At 47.0% G+C, this 18,207-nt stretch carries 15 protein-coding genes; all 15 read left to right on the top strand.

Features of this window, described 5'->3' with window-relative positions; genetic code table 11:
- The first annotated feature begins 81 nt into the window (after positions 1-81).
- The gene (gene mfd / locus MHH89_RS22305) at positions 82-3,606 is read left to right on the top strand and encodes a transcription-repair coupling factor (RefSeq protein ID WP_038568019.1); all 3,525 of its coding nucleotides are present in this window, start codon (positions 82-84) and stop codon (positions 3,604-3,606) included.
- Complete coding sequence (locus MHH89_RS22310) at positions 3,593-4,645, top strand: peptidylprolyl isomerase (RefSeq protein ID WP_076307260.1); 1,053 nt, start codon at positions 3,593-3,595, stop codon at positions 4,643-4,645. Before mfd ends, MHH89_RS22310 begins: the two co-directional genes overlap by 14 nt.
- Positions 4,646-4,900: 255 nt before the next feature.
- Positions 4,901-5,443 (top strand): stage V sporulation protein T, encoded by a 543-nt coding sequence (gene spoVT, locus MHH89_RS22315; RefSeq protein ID WP_036678783.1) that lies wholly within the window; start codon positions 4,901-4,903, stop codon positions 5,441-5,443.
- 148 nt (positions 5,444-5,591) lie between these two features.
- A complete protein-coding gene (locus tag MHH89_RS22320; protein WP_076307261.1) occupies positions 5,592-7,274 on the top strand; it encodes a putative polysaccharide biosynthesis protein in 1,683 nt (560 codons plus the stop codon).
- Between the two features lie 27 nt (positions 7,275-7,301).
- Entirely contained in the window at positions 7,302-8,801 is a 1,500-nt protein-coding gene (gene mazG, locus MHH89_RS22325; protein ID WP_076307262.1) for a nucleoside triphosphate pyrophosphohydrolase, read from the top strand.
- 289 nt (positions 8,802-9,090) lie between these two features.
- Positions 9,091-9,363: an HU family DNA-binding protein gene (locus MHH89_RS22330; protein ID WP_036678778.1), complete on the top strand. Its 273-nt coding sequence runs from the start codon at positions 9,091-9,093 to the stop codon at positions 9,361-9,363.
- A complete protein-coding gene (locus tag MHH89_RS22335; protein ID WP_076130073.1) occupies positions 9,363-9,641 on the top strand; it encodes an RNA-binding S4 domain-containing protein in 279 nt (92 codons plus the stop codon). Before MHH89_RS22330 ends, MHH89_RS22335 begins: the two co-directional genes overlap by 1 nt.
- 159 nt (positions 9,642-9,800) lie before the next feature.
- Entirely contained in the window at positions 9,801-10,085 is a 285-nt protein-coding gene (gene yabP / locus MHH89_RS22340) for a sporulation protein YabP (protein WP_036678773.1), read from the top strand.
- Positions 10,082-10,645, top strand: a complete 564-nt coding sequence (yabQ, locus tag MHH89_RS22345; RefSeq protein ID WP_076186815.1) for a spore cortex biosynthesis protein YabQ — start codon at positions 10,082-10,084, stop codon at positions 10,643-10,645. The genes yabP and yabQ overlap by 4 nt, the downstream gene beginning before the upstream one ends.
- A 24-nt stretch (positions 10,646-10,669) precedes the next feature.
- On the top strand, positions 10,670-11,005 hold the full coding sequence (locus tag MHH89_RS22350; RefSeq protein WP_076130075.1) for an FtsB family cell division protein: 336 nt from the start codon (positions 10,670-10,672) through the stop codon (positions 11,003-11,005).
- A 124-nt stretch (positions 11,006-11,129) separates the two neighbouring features.
- Positions 11,130-11,630: a S1 domain-containing RNA-binding protein gene (locus tag MHH89_RS22355; RefSeq protein WP_036678766.1), complete on the top strand. Its 501-nt coding sequence runs from the start codon at positions 11,130-11,132 to the stop codon at positions 11,628-11,630.
- A 343-nt stretch (positions 11,631-11,973) separates the two neighbouring features.
- Complete coding sequence (gene spoIIE / locus MHH89_RS22360; protein ID WP_076307263.1) at positions 11,974-14,481, top strand: stage II sporulation protein E; 2,508 nt, start codon at positions 11,974-11,976, stop codon at positions 14,479-14,481.
- A 530-nt stretch (positions 14,482-15,011) separates the two neighbouring features.
- Complete coding sequence (locus MHH89_RS22365) at positions 15,012-15,758, top strand: VWA domain-containing protein (protein WP_038568031.1); 747 nt, start codon at positions 15,012-15,014, stop codon at positions 15,756-15,758.
- A complete protein-coding gene (locus tag MHH89_RS22370) occupies positions 15,748-16,686 on the top strand; it encodes a serine/threonine protein kinase (RefSeq protein WP_036678862.1) in 939 nt (312 codons plus the stop codon). The genes MHH89_RS22365 and MHH89_RS22370 overlap by 11 nt, the downstream gene beginning before the upstream one ends.
- 36 nt (positions 16,687-16,722) lie before the next feature.
- Positions 16,723-18,165, top strand: coding sequence for a tRNA lysidine(34) synthetase TilS (gene tilS, locus MHH89_RS22375; protein WP_076303348.1), 1,443 nt, complete (start codon positions 16,723-16,725; stop codon positions 18,163-18,165).
- The last annotated feature ends 42 nt before the right edge of the window (positions 18,166-18,207 follow it).

The following is an 18,207-nucleotide window of genomic DNA, read 5'->3' on the forward strand; positions in this document are numbered from 1 at the left end:
GAGGCTTCTTTTCGATTCCAATCATAATAGGTGACGGTGGCTATGCCACCGTTAGCCTGTTTAGTAAGAGAGGTGCGCCTGTTGTTACAAGGTCTTATAGAAGCTTTTTCCAAGGATCCCGATTTCCAGTCTATCACCCATGGTGTTGCTGCAGGTATGAAAGAGCAGCTCATATCGGGGCTTACAGGTTCTGCTAGACAGATTATGCTTGCAGCATTACATGAAGAGACAACTCGTCCCTTACTTGTAGTGACTCATAATATGTTTTCGGCCCAGAAGATGGCCGATGATTTGCAGGAAGCGCTTTCTCCTGACCGGGTTCTGCTCTATCCCGCCAATGAACTAGTGGCTGCAGAAGCGGCTGTATCAAGCCCAGAGACACTGGCTCAGCGTATAGATGTGCTGACCAAATGCGCTCAGGGCTTCCGTGGTATTGTTGTAGTTCCTTACTCAGGAGTGCGTAGATTGCTGCCAGCCCCAGAGGTTATGGCAGAGGCACAAGTCACCGTTTCCCAAGATGGAACGCTTGCTCTGGATGAATTTTTGATGTCCATGATTGAAATGGGCTATGAAAGAGTAGAGCGGGTTGAAAATCGTGGTGAACTGAGCGTACGGGGTGGAATAATTGATTTTTATCCAATGACATCTCCTTTGGCTTATCGGGTTGAGTTATTTGACGATGAGGTTGATTCCATAAGAACTTTTGATCCAGTGGATCAGCGTTCTATTGATAAGGTACGTAGTGTGAAGATTACACCGGCTAAAGAGATTATAGCTAGTAGATTGCGCCAGGAATCTGCTTCTGCTGAAGCCTCAGCTATGATGGAGCGACAGTTGGAGAAGATGGCGGATCGCCAGGCGAAGCTCAGGCTGCGGGAAGAAATTGGCCGTGAGCTGGAAATGCTGCGGGAAGGTACTTATTTCCCGGAGATCTATAAATATATCAGTCTTTTATATCCTGAACGCTCTCATTTATTTGATTACATGGCCCAGGATACCATTCTTATTCTAGATGAGCCGACAAGACTGCTCGAAACGGCGAGACAGCTTGAACGGGATGAATCGGAATGGAACCTGCATTTGCTGCAAAACGGCAAATCATTGCCGGATCTAGATCTCTCTGTCGATACGGATGTTGTTATGTATCAGCGCCCGTTCCAAAGCCTGTTTATGTCAATCTTTTTACGTCAGGTTCCGCATATTCAGCCTCAGAACATTCTTGGATTTATCAGTCGTGGAATGCAGGATTTCCATGGCCAGATGAATGTGCTGAAATCGGAAATGGAGCGTTGGCAGAAGTCCGGTGTTAAGGTAATGATGCTTGCGAGCAGTGAGGAACGGATTGAACGAGTGCGCAGAGTTCTTTATGATTACGGCATTAACGAGCCGATGATTGTACAAGGAAATCTGGGTTCTGGTTTTGAGCTGCCCTCTATTCATCTAGCTGTTATAACTGAGGGAGAAATGTTCTCTCAGAAGCAGCGGAAGGCACGGAAGATCTCCAAAGGAATAGATAATGCAGAACGGATCAAGAGTTACACAGAGCTGAAAATCGGTGATTATGTCGTCCATCAGAACCATGGTATCGGAAAATATATGGGAATCGGCACGCTTGAGGTCAGCGGTATTCACCGTGATTACATGCATATTTTATATGCTGGCGGCGATAAGCTCTCAGTTCCGATTGAGCAGATTGACCTGATTCAGAAATATGTCGGTTCCGAAGATAAAGAGCCGAAAGTATATAAACTAGGCGGCAATGAATGGACACGAGTGACCAATAAGGTTCGTTCCTCCGTTCAGAATATTGCTGATGATTTGATAAAGCTATATGCTGAGCGCCAAAGTGCCGCAGGATATGGTTTTGAAAAGGATACACAGGAACAGCATGAATTTGAAGAAATGTTCCCTTACGAGGAGACCCGAGATCAGCTTCGGGCTATCGAAGAGATTAAGAAGGATATGGAACAAAACCGGCCAATGGACCGATTGCTTTGCGGTGATGTTGGGTATGGTAAGACTGAAGTGGCTATTCGGGCGGCTTTTAAATCAGCGATTGAAGGTAAACAGGTGGCGGTGCTAGTCCCGACAACGATTTTGGCTCAGCAGCATTATGAGACCTTCCGGGAACGTTTCGCTAATTACCCGCTCAATATTCAGGTCTTAAGTCGTTTCCGCAGCCGTAAAGAGCAGAACGAGACGATTAAAGGCGTTAGGGCAGGAACTGTCGACGTAGTTATCGGTACACATCGTCTGTTATCTCAGGACCTTGTATTCAAGGATCTGGGGTTATTAATTGTGGATGAAGAACAGCGTTTCGGCGTGACTCATAAAGAAAAGCTGAAAAAACTGAAAACGAATGTAGACGTTCTTACGCTGACTGCAACTCCAATTCCTCGTACGCTACATATGTCGATGCTCGGAGTGCGGGATTTGTCTGTCATTGAGACCCCGCCAGAGAACAGATTCCCTGTACAGACGTATGTAGTGGAGCATAGCCAGACCCTTACGCGGGAAGCTGTAGAGCGGGAATTAGCTCGTGGTGGTCAAGTCTATTATCTCTATAATCGTGTGCAGGGCATTCAAGAAATGGCTGCTCAAATCTCTATGCTTGTTCCTGAGGCTAGAGTTGGCATCGGACATGGTCAAATGTCGGAATCTGAGCTGGAGAAGACCATTCTCGATTTCCTTGACGGAGAATACGATGTGCTCGTCAGCACAAGTATTATTGAGACGGGCGTAGATATTCCGAACGTTAATACACTTATTGTGCATGATGCGGATAAAATGGGCTTGTCTCAGCTCTATCAGCTGCGTGGACGTGTAGGCCGGTCCAATCGGATCGCTTACGCTTATTTCACGTATCAACGGGACAAGGTGCTGACAGAGGTTGCAGAGAAACGTCTGCAGTCTATTAAGGAATTTACGGAGCTGGGCTCTGGTTTCAAAATAGCGATGCGAGATCTGTCTATTCGCGGTGCAGGTAACTTGCTGGGTGCAGAGCAGCATGGCTTTATCGCATCCGTGGGGTTTGATCTGTACTCACAAATGCTGGCGGAGGAAATTCGTAAGCGTAAGGTTACTGTGCTTGGGGAGGAAGATACATCCCTGAAAGAGGGCAATACAGTCATTGATTTGTCGATTGACGCGTATCTGCCGTCAGAGTATATTTACGACAGTATCCAAAAAATTGAAATTTATAAAAAAGTGGCGGCAGTAACCTCCTTCGATGATGCTTCCGAGCTTGAAGATGAGCTCTTGGATCGGTTCGGTGAGTTACCTGAAGCCGTGGTGAATCTACTATCGGTCGCTCGTTTGAAAGTGTATGGAAAAATGTATGGCATTGATTCCATGATTAGACGCGGAGATGATGTTACCTTGAATTTCTATGAGGGAAGTCTCGGCGCTTTAGACACAGCGAAACTCGCCAAAGTTGGAAATAGCTTCGAAAGACGTGTACAATTTGATAGGGATGCGAAAGCCAGTATCCGGGTCAAATCGAAAGATTTAAGTGATAAACAGCTGCTTGACTTGCTTGAACAGTTTCTTAAGGAAGCTAAACAGTCTTTTAAATCGAAGGGAGAACTACACAATGTCGTTAAATAAAACAAAATCATGGAAAGTGCTGCTCGTTTCATTGGCAGCGGCAGTTTCCTTTTCTATGCTAGCAGCATGTGGAAATAGTGCGGATGATAATCAAGCTGTGGCCACTTATAAAGGTGGAACGATTACACAAAAGGAATTTGCAATGGATCAGAAAATCATGAAATTTCTCTCTCCACAACAAGCGCAATATTTAGAAATCGATGCGTTTAAGGAGTCCATTCTGAAGCAAGAAGTGGGCTTTGAATATTTGGCTTCCCAAGCAACGGATGAAGCGAAAAAGCAAGCGGAGAAAGAAGCCGATACTCAAATCGCAAGCATTAAGGAACAGTTGGGCGATACCTATAAGAAGACATTGAAAGATGCTGACGTTACAGAGAAAGATATTCGTACTTATATGGAGCGTGTGCTGACAGTTTATCAGGATATGCTGCTTAAAGTGACTGATGATGAAGTTGTCAAAGAATTCGAAGCGACTAAAGGCGACTTTACGGTTGCCACACTGCGTCATGTGCTAATTGGTCTGACAGATGCAGACAACAAAGAGCGTACCAGCGAAGAAGCGCTTAAAATAGCGAAAGAAGTTAAGGCGAAGCTGGATGGCGGTGCTGATTTCGCAGCCATCGCTAAGGAATATTCTGACGATACTGGCTCTAAAGAGGCAGGCGGAGAATATAAAGATAAAGCTGTAGGTACTTATGTGGAGGAGTTTAAGAAGGCTGCTCAGACCTTGCCTCTAAATACCATCAGTGATCCTGTAGAAACTTCTTACGGTTACCACATCATCAAGGTGGAGTCCCGTACAGACAAGACTTTTGACCAGTTAACGGATGAGCAAAAAGAAGGCATTAAGAGCTCAATTGTATCCAAGAACCTAGAAACGTTCATGGAAAAGGATCTGGAAGGCATTATTGAGAACATCAATCTGCCAAAAAGCTCTGCTGCCGCCGATGAAACCGGAACAAATAGTGGAACAGAAGCCACTACAGCTCCAAGCGCATCCCCAAGTGCTTCTCCAAGTGCTACAGATGCCGCTGAATAAACATCGGTAAATATGGACAAGCTTACCTTAGAAAAGCCATCTTCACTTAAAGTGAAGATGGCTTTTTATTTCGCAGAAACGGTTGTAGAACTACCTTTATCTTGATGCAGATATTAATACATGTCAGCTTATGTATAAGGATCTGGGAAGAGATGAATACTATGGTCAGATATTACGATAAATCACTGGGATTATCCTTTCCCATAATGGACAGTAGTAAGACCATACTTCTTAAGAAAGCGGGGCACATGTGAAATGAAAGCTACTGGAATTGTTCGCCGTATTGATGACCTCGGACGCGTGGTTATTCCCAAAGAAATTAGACGTACTCTTCGTATTAGAGAAGGAGACCCACTGGAAATATTCGTCGATCGGGACGGTGAAGTCATTCTCAAGAAATATTCTCCGATTGGTGAGTTGGGTGACTTTGCAAAAGAGTACGCGGAGTCATTGTTCGAAGGTACTGGACACATTACGATGATTGCTGATCGTGACACCTTCATTGCCCTTGCAGGCGGCTCCAAAAAAGATTATTTGGAGAAACAGGTAGGAGTGCTGCTGGAGAAAGTCATGGACAGCCGTAAGACTGTGTTAGAAACCAATGAAGGCAGTTATGAAATTGCTAAAGATCATCCGGATTTGGTGTCCTCATATGTAGCCTCACCGATCATTTCCGGTGGAGATCCTATTGGTTGTGTAGTGATGGTGAGCAAGGATGATTCGGCGAAGATGGCGCAAATGGAAATAAAAATGGCCGAAACGGCTGCCGCTTTCCTGGGCAAACAAATGGAGCAGTAATCTTAATTTAGACCCCGCTTTCCTTTTGGTAAGATATACAAAGGGCAAACGGGGTTTTGTCGTTTACACAAAACCGTTTCTACTTGTGGGCATACATACGTTATAATATAGAAATTCATCCCATCAAAGTTGTAGAAGCAGGTATTATATGAAATCTAATACACAAACATCACGATTGCTGCAAGGCGCATTTATCCTTAGTGCCGCGGCCATTATCTCAAAGCTTATTGGCACACTTCAAAAAATTCCGCTGCAAAATCTAGGCGGAGATGCTGTATTTGGTATATACAACACAGTGTATCCCTTGTATACAATGCTGTTAACGGTAGCTATGCTAGGTCTGCCTGCGGCGATCTCCAAATTTGTCGCCGAAGCTTCGGCTGGGAGACGCGATGAAGAAGGCCGCCGGATTCTACTATTATCCGCGCTAATTACAGGCATCAGCGGCTTGATTATCGGCGCCATCACCTATGCAGGTGCACCCATCATTGCCGAATGGGTAGGTAACTCACATGTAATGCCTGCCTTGCGGACAAGCGCCTGGGGTTTGGCAGTTGTCCCTGTCATGTCAGCCATACGCGGGTATTTTCAGGGGCTGCATAATATGGTTCCTACTGCCGTGTCACAGATTGTAGAGCAGTCTGTACGGGTTACAGTGATGATTGTTCTTCTTTTATATCTCACTTCGCAGGGAGCAGGAGCTGAGAGCATCGCTGCTGGCGCGCTGCTTGGTTCTGCCGGAGGGGGAGCCGCAGGGCTTGTAATTATGCTGCTGTACTTGAGACGTCACCGCCGGAGGGTAAAACAGGAAGCTGCTGCTGAAGTAGTTGCTGCTGTCGAAAGTCAGCGTGTAAGAGCGCTGGATGCAGGACATGGACTAGGTTCCAAACAAGGGTTTATGGGCATTAAAGCAGGTACACTGCTGGCTTATGGAATTCCCGTAATGCTAGGTGCACTGGCTATGCCTCTTATCGGTCTTGTAGATGTATTCACTGTGCCTCGACTGCTGTCGTCTGACGGAAGTGAAGTAGCTGCGATGGCCCAGTTTGGTGTGTACAATCGGGGTTTGCCACTTGTGCAGATTATAACGATGATTGCCACCTCACTGTCTGTTGTGTTCATTCCAGCTTTGGCGGAAGCGAAGTACAAGGGAGATATGAAGCTGATTGAGACCCGCTGCAGCTTGTCGCTGCGTTGGTTCTGGCTGTTAGGTCTAGCGGCCTCAGCCGGCCTTGCAGTGCTTGCTGAGCCGATTAATATGGCTCTTTACGGCGATACCGCTGGCAGCAGCACAATGACTTGGCTGGCTTTTACCGCTGTTGGCGGTACAGTCAGCATCATCTCTGCTGCGCTCCTGCAGGGCCTCGGCTACGTGCGCGCCCCGGCCCTGCACCTTTTGGCCGCCGCGCTGCTCAAGGCGGCCCTGAACCTGCTGCTGGTTCCGCAGCAGGGCATTACCGGCGCGGCCATCGCTGGCGTGGCCGCGCATTCGTTCGCAGCAGCGCTTAACGTGCTGCTGCTGTACCGCCAGGGCCATCTGCGGCTTCGCCTCGCAGATGCCCTGGCACGGCCCGCGCTGCTCACAGCGGGCCTGGCTCTTGCCGCCGCAGCTGCCAGCTGGGGCACTGGCGCCGCAGCTACGGCCGCTGGCATCGGCGGCGGACGCACCGCCAGCTTGGCGCAGAGCCTGCTCGGGGTGCTCGCAGGCTGCGTTGTCTTTGCCGTAGGTGCGGTGGTGCTGCGGCTGCTCAGCGAAAGCGAGCTTCGCCAGCTTCCGGGCATCGGCCCGTCTCTGGCGGACAAGTTCAAAAAGCTGCGTTTATTTCCATAATTAACCCGCTTAAAAGGAGGAACAGATATGAGTGCAACATTAACAGTTGTTGGTCTCGGGTCAGGTAATCCCGATCGGCTGACACTAGGAATTATAAAAAAACTGAAGGCAGCATCCGTTGTCTACGTTCGTACCCAAGAGCATCCAGTTATGGCTGCTCTCAACGAGCTTGAAATCGCCACGCAATCCTTTGATGGACTGTATGAAACATTAGCTTCGTTTCCTGAGGTCTATGCTGCAATTACTTCAAAATTGATTGAAGAGGCTCGCTCCGCCGCAGACGGTACAGATATTGTCTATGCGGTTCCGGGGCACCCCATGGTTGCAGAGTCAGCTGTTTCACAGCTGCGTCAGCGTTGCCCGGAAGAAGGAATAGAACTGCAAATATTAGGCGGGGAGAGTTTTCTGGACGAGGCGTTTGTGCGACTGGGGTTCGACCCTATTGAAGGCTTCCAGTTATTAGATGCTTCAGGCATTCGCAGCGCTCAGCTTCAACCTGAATTGCATACTCTGATTGGCCAGGTTTATGACAGCTTTACAGCTTCGGAGACAAAGTTATGTCTGATGGAGCTGTATCCGCCCGAATATGAAGTGGTGGTGGGTCATGCCCTTGGCGTGGAGAACGAAGAAAACATTGTGACTGTTCCTCTATACGAATTGGATCGGCTTGAGGGTTATGGTAATTTGTCTCTGGTCTATGTACCTGCGAATCGTGAGGAGAAGCTAAGAAATCGTACTTTCGCTCGCTTGCATGAGATTGTCGATATTTTGCGTAGTCCGGACGGTTGTCCGTGGGATCGGGAGCAGACTCATGAATCTTTGCGTAAAAATCTAATCGAAGAAACCTACGAAGTGCTTGAGACGATTGATGAGGATGACCCAGACCATATGAAAGAGGAGCTGGGCGATCTTTTGCTGCAGATCATGCTGCACTCCCAAATGGAAGAGGAGCTGGGCACGTTTGACGTATTTGACGTCATAGAAGGACTGAATGATAAGCTTATCTTCCGCCATCCCCATGTATTTGGTGACAAGAATGCGAATGATGCTGAAGAAGCTCTGATCAATTGGGAGGGCATGAAGGCAGAGGAGAAGCGGCGTAAAGGCGTGAAGCCAGAGGAATTATCCGCCCTCAGTGGGGTTCCGCGTGATTTGCCCGCTCTTATGAAGGCGTACAAGCTTCAGAAAAAAGCATCCAAGGTGGGCTTTGATTGGGACAACGCTACGGATTGCTTAGCTAAGGTTCGTGAAGAAATAGAAGAGCTGCAAGAAGCCATCGATACTGATGCAGCCGCCGAGGATCAAATTCTGGAGCTGGGCGACCTGTTATTTGCTGTTACCAATGTTGCCCGATTTATTGGCGCAGATCCGGAAGAAGCTTTAACCCGGACCAACCGCAAATTTGTGCGTCGGTTTCAGTATATCGAGCAAAGTCTGCGAGCCAAGGGTATGAGTGTAGAAGATAGCAGCTTGGAAGAGATGGAAGAGTTGTGGCAGGAGGCAAAGACTGAGGAACGAAAAGTATAGTAATTTTCTCAGACTATGTACGGTATACGGACCTTAAGATGAGGCAATGCTGTGAAAGTAGCATTCATCTCTGATTTAGATTATGGCGAGTAGTTTAATAGTGCTATAGAATAGATTCTGCGACGATTTCTGAGAAATAACTGTTTCTTTTTTTAAAAAACGACGATTCGTGGCAGGATTTTAAGATGACATCAAGAATATCATAAAGACGAAATGACGGCTTGCCCCATAATATGGCGGTGAATCTCGTTTCATTTATTTTTTCGTATCCTAGGAGGAACTTTAAATTATGAACAAGACAGATCTGGTAAACAACATTTCCGAGAAAAACGGATTGGCAAAAAAAGATGTAGAAGCAGTATTGAACGGATTCTTGGGTGAGATCACAGAAGCTTTGGCAAAAGGCGATAAAGTTCAACTGATCGGTTTCGGTACATTCGAAACTCGTAAACGTGCAGGACGTACTGGTCGCAACCCGCAAACGGGCACAACGATTGAAATTCCAGAATCAACTGTACCGGCATTTAAAGCTGGTAACAAGCTTAAAGAAGCCGTTAACTAATGCGTCTTGACAAATTCCTGAAAGTGTCCCGATTAATCAAGCGCCGTACAGTGGCCAAGGATGTGTCCGAACAAGGCCGGGTGCTGATTAACGGGCGGGAATCTAAGCCAAGTAGTGCAGTTAAGATCGGTGACGAGATTACTGTGCAATTTGGACAAAAGCTTGTAACGGTCAAAGTCGAAAAGCTAGTCGAAACGACACGCAAGGACGAAGCCGCTGGTATGTATACTCTACTTCGGGAAGAGCCTGTTGCCAAAAGCACCGGCTTGGACTGGTAGGAGTAACATAGTTAATAGTAAAAAAGAAGGCACAACTTTACATATTGTAGAGTTGTGCCTTCTTTTTTCTTTTTTTATCTCTCTTATTTTAGTGGATTGGAATGTTCTATAACTTCTTCTACTGCCATAGATTAGAGGTAAGAAGGAGGGGTACATGCTATGATCGAGCCAGGAAAGGTAAATAAACAGCATGATCTGCACATGCGCAGTCGTAAACAGCTAGAGTTGACGGGCGTGCAAAATGTGGAGAGCTTTGATAGCGAGGAATTTTTGCTTCGTACAGAACTCGGCCATCTCACCATTCGCGGGAATCATTTACATATCAAAAATTTAAGTCTGGAGAATGGACTGTTGTCCTTGGAGGGCAATGTACATTCCCTGATTTATCTAGATCCCGGATCGCAGGGCAAAAATAAAGGTCTACTGGGTAAGCTATTTAAATGAATCCTGCAGTTCAGTGGCTGACGCTGTTCTACATGATATTGGCCGGGGTGACAATGGGACTGGCCTATGACAGCTACCGGGTGCTGTCGCTCAAGTTCAATTTTCCCAAATGGCTGAATGCCATGCTTGACCTGCTGTATTGGCTTTGTGCTGCTTTGTTTGTTTTTAGAATGCTCTATGCCGGAAATCAGGGGCAATTGCGATTTTATGTCTTTTTAGGTTTATTTCTAGGAATATGGATCTATTTTTTGATCTTCAGTGTTACGGTGCGGCGTTTTGTGTTAATGTTAATTCAATCGGTTCAGTATATGTGCAGATTGCTATGGAGACTTGTGGAGATTCTAATAGGTAAACCTCTTCGCTGGCTTTGGCGCCTTATTATAGGGTTGCTAGTGCTGCTAGGTCGTATTCTATTATTCATCCTTAAGCTTCTGCTGCGTCTAACGAAGCCAATTTGGGTATTACCAGTAAGGTGGATTTCTCCATGGTTATCTCGGCTTAAGCATAGCGCCTGGATCGTGAAGATTACTGGATGGATTACCAAATGGCGGAAACGCTGACCTTTGAATTAGGGGGTACGCTGCATGAACAGATTCACTGCGGAAGAGAAAAGTAATCCCAGCAAAAATTCGGCCGCAGGCGCGAAGAGAAGAAGAGTCATGTGGATTCTCTTTGTGGCAGTATTTTTTGGCTGGGCGGGTTATACTTACTTCAATCAAAGTGCGGCAATTACGGACAAGGGCGAGCAACTCGCCAAGAAACAAAAGACTAGTGAGAGTGTCACAGCATCTTTGAATCAACTGAAATATGAAGTGTCCAGACTTAATGATGATGAGTATATTGGCCAATTAGCGCGTAAATGGTACAATATCTATCCTCAAGGGGAAACTCCTATTCGAACAGAGCAATCAGAGCAATAATACTGGCTAAAAGAGGCTTTTACTCTGTTGCCTTGCTTTGCTCTTTACTGTATAATCAAATCACCGCAGACAGGATGACCTTAATATTCGTCTGTATATTTTTAAGGGAGGATCATTTTATTCTATGGCAATTGAAGTGGGCACCAAGTTAGAAGGCAAAGTGACAGGCATCACGCATTTCGGAGCATTTGTGGATCTGTCAGGAGGTGTCACAGGTCTCGTTCACATCTCGGAAATCGCCGATAATTACGTCAAGGATGTTAACGATCATCTGAAGATTAGTGATGTAGTAACCGTCAAGGTGATCAACGTCGATAAGGACGGCAAGATCGGACTTTCCATTAAGCAGGCTGTTGACAAGCCAGCATCGGAAGTACGTCCGCCTAGAGCTCCAAGACCAGAACGTCCTAGCGGCGGAGACCGTTTCGGCGGCGGTGGCGGCAGTGGTGGAGGCGGCGGTGGATTCAATCGTGAACGGGGTGGGCGTCCATTTAAGCCTGCAGCCGGTAAACCTTCATTCGAGGATAAAATGTCGCGATTCCTGAAAGACAGCGAAGAACGGATATCTTCGATTAAGAAGAACACAGAAGGAAAGCGCGGAGGCCGTGGAGCCAAACGCGTATAATCCAATACCTGTACATCATAAATAACCGCAAGGGCATTTCGCCCTTGCGGTTTTTTTGTCGTGTCATATAAACTTGCCGACAGCATCCATGTCATTCTCACATAACTCTAGGGCAATCGCTGGCGAATGACCGCCAGGCTTGCGCCTAAAACTGCACTGGAAACAAGCTTAAGGAGAAGCAACCTACTGCGCCGCAAGGGATCGATCTATTTTTTTAGGAATAATGAACAAAGGCTTTTTTGTCGGAAATTTCTTATGACTGTCCCTCCATTTCTGACAAACTTTCTCAAATGACCCGCTATATAATGAGAACCATAAATTCTTAAACGGGTGGTGTAGGGAAATGAGTAAAAGCAATGTGGTGAATTTGCCAGAGTGGACAAGAGTGGGAAGCGAAGATAAGAAGCAGAGACAAGCCTTAGGCACGCGTATTATAGCTTGGGGTCAGAAGCAGCGATATATTCAGCTTATTACAGCGAAGAAGTGGATGCTTCTGTTAGGCTTTATGGGGTTTCTGCTAGGTAGAGCTATGATTCTGGACGAGCTGTCCCCTTTTGCTGTCGCATATTTTGCCGTCATTGTGTTTATGCGTCGAGACTCTATGTTACCTGTAGCAGGTGCTATTATAGCTGGAAGTCTCTTCACTCCGTTTCCGGGTGCCTTGGTTACTACGGCTGAACTAATTATATTTTTTCTTGTTTATAGAGGGCTTGAAAGTTTCGAACGAATAGATTTGTCTTATGCACCCCTTATGGTATTCGTATCCTCGTTTATGGTTGGCCTGTTCAAGATTGTTCTCGGACCGTCTCTTTCCTGGTACCCCTTTATGATGACAACTCTGGATGCTTTACTTGGGTTTGTTCTTACCCTTGTGTTCATTCAGGCACTTCCTCTACTAACTTACAAACAAAAGAGCAGATCGCTGAGGAACGAGGAGGTTTTATGCCTTATTATTCTGTTAGCCTCCGTAATGACAGGCCTTGTGGGCTGGACCCTTAATGGTTGGTCATTAGAGCATATATTGTCTCGTTATTTAATTCTGCTCTTTGCCATGGCGGGGGGCGCTCCCCTCGGTGCAGCTGTTGGGGTGGTGACGGGGTTGATCCTCAGCCTGGCCGATATCAGTGCTATCTATCAGATGAGTCTGCTTGCTTTCTCCGGAATGCTAGCGGGAATGATGCAGGGTGGGCGAAAGGGTGCGGTATCTATTGGCATGTTGCTAGGATCAACGATCCTTTCCGTCTATTTTACGGGTCCGGGTGATATGATGGCCTCAACATGGGAGACCTGCGCAGCAATAGTGCTGTTTCTAATAACGCCTAAGGCGATGATATCGGCGATTGCAAAATATGTACCGGGCACGTCAGATCATAGCCGATCTCAACATGAATATGCCCGCAGGGTCAGGGATCTGACTGCAGAACGGGTCACTCAATTCTCACAGGTATTCCAACAGCTCTCCAGTAGCTTTGGTCAGATTCCACGTGCCGGAGAAGTGGGCAAATCGGATCGTGAAATGGAAGATTTTATGAATACGGTCACAGAAGGCGCCTGTGCTGGATGCATTCGCCGTACCCACTGCTGGGATGCAAAATTCTATCAGACATATAGATACATGACAGATATGATGACAACTGTTGAGGAATGCCCTGATATTACGGCTGCTCAGCTGCCACCGGAATGGAGCCGTATTTGTGGCAAAACCGGAGAAGTGCTTGAGGTCATGAAGGGACAATATGATCTCTACCAACATGATATGCGGTGGAAAAGACAAATATACGATAGTCGCCAATTTGTTGCCGAGCAGTTGTCAGGCGTGTCACAGGTTATGGAAGACTTGGCCAAGGAAATTAAGCGTGAGGGACAGGCCATGTATCGGCAGGAAGCGCAAATCCGCGAGGCTCTTGAGAAATTGGGACTGTCTATTCATGGCATTGAAATTTTAAGTCTGGACCCAGGACGCGTAGAAATAGAAGTAGTGCACGCTTATAATCGCGGTTTTGATGAATGCCGTAAAATGATTGCCCCACTCCTCTCCGACATTCTGGATGAGAATATTGCTGTCATGAGTGAGACGGCGGTTCATCCCCGGGAAGGACTCTCGATGGTTACCTTTGGTTCAGCCAAAGCCTTTGAGGTAAACACGGGTGTGGCAGTTGTTTCTAAAGGTGGAGATATGCTATCTGGCGATAGTTTCAGCACCGTAGAGCTTGGAAATGGCACCTTTGCAGTATCCATTAGTGATGGTATGGGGAATGGTGAGCGGGCAAGGATGGAGAGCAGTGCCGCACTCGGCATGTTAGAAAAGCTGCTGCAATCCGGAATGGATGAGAAGCTGGCTGTAAAGTCGGTCAACTCAATTCTTTTATTACGCTCCCCTGATGAATTCTATGCTACTGTGGACATGGCTTTAATCGATCAATATTCTGCGCAGACAACGTTTATGAAGATTGCTTCAGCACCAAGCTTCATCCGGAGGGGGAGTGAGGTCATTCCAATAACCTCTAGCAATCTGCCGATAGGAATCATTAAAGATATTGATGTGGATTTAATCAGTATGCAGCTTCGCCCCGGCGATATTTTAATTATGATGACCGATGGTATTTATGATGCGCCTGGATATGCCGTTAATAAGGAGATATGGATGAAACGGATGATCCAAGAGCTTGAGGGTGATGATCCTCAGGATTTAGCGGACAGCCTGTTGGAGAAAGTGATCCGTTATCAGGGCAATGAGATCCTTGATGACATGACTATTGTCGTCAGCCGTCTTGATCATTTCCATCCGGAATGGTCCAGCCTGCATATGCCGGGCATCGGCCGTATGGAGCGTCCGCGTACGGTAAGTTAGTTATTTTAGGTTTAGTAGGTTTTAATGTTGGGTACGCGCGAAGCGTCGTATTGCTTGTATAGTTTAAGGCACGTGCAAGATATCGTGCTGCTTGGGGGGGCACGCGCGAAGCGTCGTGTTGCTTGTGAGTTTGTAGCACGCGTAAGGCGTCGTGCTAATGGAGGCAGTCGAGGCGAGTCCGTGATGTGTAACTCGCCGGCCTCTACTATTCTCGTTTCAATGGTCGGTTGACTTGGGGCGGAATCTGTAGATCTAAACTGTTTACTAGTGAAGGTATGGAACGGAGAGAAAGTTTGGAGCTGTAGAAGCGGAGCGTTCGCCTTTGTCCTCGGATTCCAACCGCGAGAGGCGGTTCTAATCAAGGAATCTGAGGACAACAGCGATCGAAAGCCCAAACATTTCTCGCAGTTCCACTATTCACTAACCCCCCTATTTGATCGAAATTCCCCCACTTAATATCGACCGTTTGAAATCTCTCATTTCTGGATATGCTAGAAACAGAGGTTCAAACAAAGGGGGAGTTGAGGGTTATGAAGCAAATTATGCTCATTACTGACGGTTGTTCGAATGTAGGAGAAAGTCCGGTGTTGGCAGCGGCGCATGCCCTGCAGGAGGGAATCACCGTAAATGTGGTCGGTGTAGTTGATTATGGTACGATCGGTGAAATCGGCAGCCGGGAGATTGCTGACATTGCCAAGGCCGGGGGAGGCCTTAGCCGAATAGTCGGAACACCACAACTGGCGCAGACGATTCAGATGATGACACGCAAGACCGTGGTTCAGACGATCCAGCAGGCGGTTAATAAAGAGGTAAAAAAGATACTAGGCGACGGCTCACTGGATCAGCTGCCTCCTGTTCAACGTTCACAGGTTGTTACAGTTGTAGATGAACTGACAGAAACAACGCCGCTGCGCATTGCACTTCTTATCGATGCCAGTGCCAGTATGAAGCCTAAACTGGGTGCTGTGGAAGATGCAATCCGCGATTTGGCACTCAGTTTAGAAGCACGGGAAGGCAAGAGTGAGATCGCTGTGTTTCATTTTCCCGGAAATAACAGCAGTGAAGATGCCAAGCTTGACCTGGATTGGACGCATGACATGTCAGGTATTCGTACGCTATTCTCTAAATTACACATGAGAGGCGCAACACCGACTGGCCCAGCTATTTTCAAGGTGCTTGAACATTATCGTTATGATACACTGGATGAACATCGTGGACGCCGACTAAGCGATGACCACGACGAAAGAGAAGGGATGATTGGTGGGTATGTCGTCTAATCCGTCCTATCCTACTGGTACCTTAATTAACGGCAAATGGCGGGGTAACCGTTATGTCGTTGAGCGGATGCTGGGAAGGGGCGCGAACGGAACCGTATATCTTGTGCAAAGAGAAGGCAGACGGGAAAGGTACGCGCTAAAAATCGGATACGATACACTTGAACTTCAATCGGAGATCAATGTACTGACCTCGCTGCAATCGCGACGAAAGCGGAATGAACATCGGGCTCGTCGTGAGAATCCATTGTCTTCTTATTTTTTGGAAGCGGATGATTTTGCGAATGGGGATAATATCCCCTTCTATGTGATGAGGTATGTTGAAGGCAAACCGCTGCATCATTTTTTATCGAAAAACGGTCCCGATTGGTTAGGCCTGGTAGGTCTTGGTCTGCTTGAAAAGCTGCGCACACTGCATGAATGTGGATTTGTGTTCGGTGATTTGAAGCCCGAGAACGTCATGGTATCTAAATACGGTGAAGTGGAACTGATCGACTTTGGGGGCACAAGCCCTATTGGTCGTAGCGTGAAGCAGTTTACCGAATGGCATGATCGTGGTTTCTGGAATGCGGGCAGTCGAATCAGCGATGAGGGTTACGATCTTTTCGCATTTGCTGTGCTGTGTCTTCGTTTGCTCAATGAAGAAGGGCTCAAAAAGGCAGCCTTACAGCTGCCGCAGACGAGAAGTGTGGACGAATTATTTAAGCTGGCTAGAAATTTACCCAATAAGAAACTATCCTCCTGGATTTGTATGGCGTTAAAAGGGGGGTTCTCAGGCTCTGCGGATGCTACTGAGGTCTGGCGAAACCATATTTATAACTCGCGCAGAAAGCGCCCGGATAGTATGGACACCCCCCGGTGGTTAAAAAATGCATTCGCATTGTCTTTGTTTTTGCTCGCCTTTACGATTTATTGGGTATTCCGTTTTTGAACTCATACATATAGTTGGAGAGAGAGGGGGGCGCATATGGAGCAAATGAATGGACTGGTGGAGTCTGTATTGGAGTCAGCAGCCGAGCATGAGCTGTGGGCGCCCCATGACACCATTGTAGTCGCAGTTTCCGGCGGCCCGGATTCTGTGGCTCTTTTGCATGTTTTACATGAAATATCTTTAAAATTTATACCGCTTACCTTAATATGTGCTCATGTGAATCATGGATTTAGGCCGGAGTCGAAGGAAGAGGCAGAGCTCGTACGTGGTATGGCTGAAGAATTGGGACTGCCCTTTGAGTTTGCGGAATTCGATATTCCCTCCTTGGCTAAAGAGAGTGGACTTGGTCCTGAGGGTACTGCACGTGAGAAGCGGTACGAATTTCTGATTGATACGGCTCACCGATATGGGGCGCGTTCTGTTGCTCTGGCTCATCATGCTGATGATCAGGCAGAAACTGTAATTATGCGTCTATTACGCGGAAGTGGCTTATCTGGACTGTCGGGTATCAAGTGGAAAAGAACAGAAAAAAAGGTGGAACTCATTCGCCCATTCCTACGTATTAACAAAACAGCACTTTTAGGGTTATGCCAAAATGAAGGTTTCACTTATGCTGAGGATGCCACCAATCTGCTGACGAAATACAAGCGGAATGCCATTCGTTTGGAAGTTCTTCCTTTTCTGGAAAAGTATAATGGCAGAGTGAGGCAATCCCTCGTACAGCTTGCGGAAATTGCGGGAGCTGAAGATGAGTATATGGAGACGTCTGCGGCAAAATGCTTTGAAGAGCTAGTTTCGGAAGGGGATGGGAAATACACCTTTAACAGAGCTTCATTTGCTGCCATACCCTCCGCTTTACAACGGCGTTTGATTAAACTAATATTAAATTATCTGTCGGCGGATTTATCTGCCCTTGATTTCCCCAAGATTGAAGCTGTACGTCGGGGAACGCTGCAGAGCTATCCCACCACCTGGAGCTTGGATTTGGGTGGAGGCCTGACTTGTGTGCGGCAATATGATAGTATCTTGTTCTCGTCCAAGCCCACGACGCCACAGGCAAGCTATACATATCGTCTGTTTTTACCGGACTCTGAGCTTAAATTGGAGGAAATAGGTAAGGTGATGTCGATGGCGGTACTGGAGAGAGAAAACTTTTTTGTACAGGGGGAGGATTATGGGAAGATGTCGGCTTGGTTTGACCGTGATGAACTGGTCTTTCCACTGACGATACGATCCCGATTGCCTGGAGATACCATAAGGATCATGGGATTAAACGGAAGCAAAAAGGTAAAAGATATTTATATTGATGATAAAATACCTGCTTCCGAACGGTCATTGATTCCCCTCGTTTGTGATGGTTTGGGCAATATCGTCTGGATTCCGGGCGTAAGACGCTCGATGCATGCCGCAGTAGGGCGGCACACGACCTCCGTACTTCTATTGTCTCTGGCAGAGCTGGATGACCACGAAGTCACGTAATGGTCGAAGTAAGTCTTTCATAGTATAACTTAGGAGGTTTCG

It is taken from the genome of Paenibacillus sp. FSL H7-0323, assembly GCF_038002725.1.
GTDB classification, from domain to species: Bacteria; Bacillota; Bacilli; order Paenibacillales; family Paenibacillaceae; genus Paenibacillus_AQ; species Paenibacillus_AQ odorifer.

Coding starts and splice junctions, on each gene's coding strand:
- MHH89_RS22310 (WP_076307260.1), top strand. CDS start 3,593: ATGTCGTTAAATAAAACAAAATCATGGAAAGTGCTGCTCGTTTCATTG.
- spoVT (WP_036678783.1), top strand. CDS start 4,901: ATGAAAGCTACTGGAATTGTTCGCCGTATTGATGACCTCGGACGCGTG.
- MHH89_RS22320 (WP_076307261.1), top strand. CDS start 5,592: ATGAAATCTAATACACAAACATCACGATTGCTGCAAGGCGCATTTATC.
- mazG (WP_076307262.1), top strand. CDS start 7,302: ATGAGTGCAACATTAACAGTTGTTGGTCTCGGGTCAGGTAATCCCGAT.
- MHH89_RS22330 (WP_036678778.1), top strand. CDS start 9,091: ATGAACAAGACAGATCTGGTAAACAACATTTCCGAGAAAAACGGATTG.
- MHH89_RS22335 (WP_076130073.1), top strand. CDS start 9,363: ATGCGTCTTGACAAATTCCTGAAAGTGTCCCGATTAATCAAGCGCCGT.
- yabP (WP_036678773.1), top strand. CDS start 9,801: ATGATCGAGCCAGGAAAGGTAAATAAACAGCATGATCTGCACATGCGC.
- yabQ (WP_076186815.1), top strand. CDS start 10,082: ATGAATCCTGCAGTTCAGTGGCTGACGCTGTTCTACATGATATTGGCC.
- MHH89_RS22350 (WP_076130075.1), top strand. CDS start 10,670: ATGAACAGATTCACTGCGGAAGAGAAAAGTAATCCCAGCAAAAATTCG.
- MHH89_RS22355 (WP_036678766.1), top strand. CDS start 11,130: ATGGCAATTGAAGTGGGCACCAAGTTAGAAGGCAAAGTGACAGGCATC.
- spoIIE (WP_076307263.1), top strand. CDS start 11,974: ATGAGTAAAAGCAATGTGGTGAATTTGCCAGAGTGGACAAGAGTGGGA.
- MHH89_RS22365 (WP_038568031.1), top strand. CDS start 15,012: ATGAAGCAAATTATGCTCATTACTGACGGTTGTTCGAATGTAGGAGAA.
- MHH89_RS22370 (WP_036678862.1), top strand. CDS start 15,748: ATGTCGTCTAATCCGTCCTATCCTACTGGTACCTTAATTAACGGCAAA.
- tilS (WP_076303348.1), top strand. CDS start 16,723: ATGGAGCAAATGAATGGACTGGTGGAGTCTGTATTGGAGTCAGCAGCC.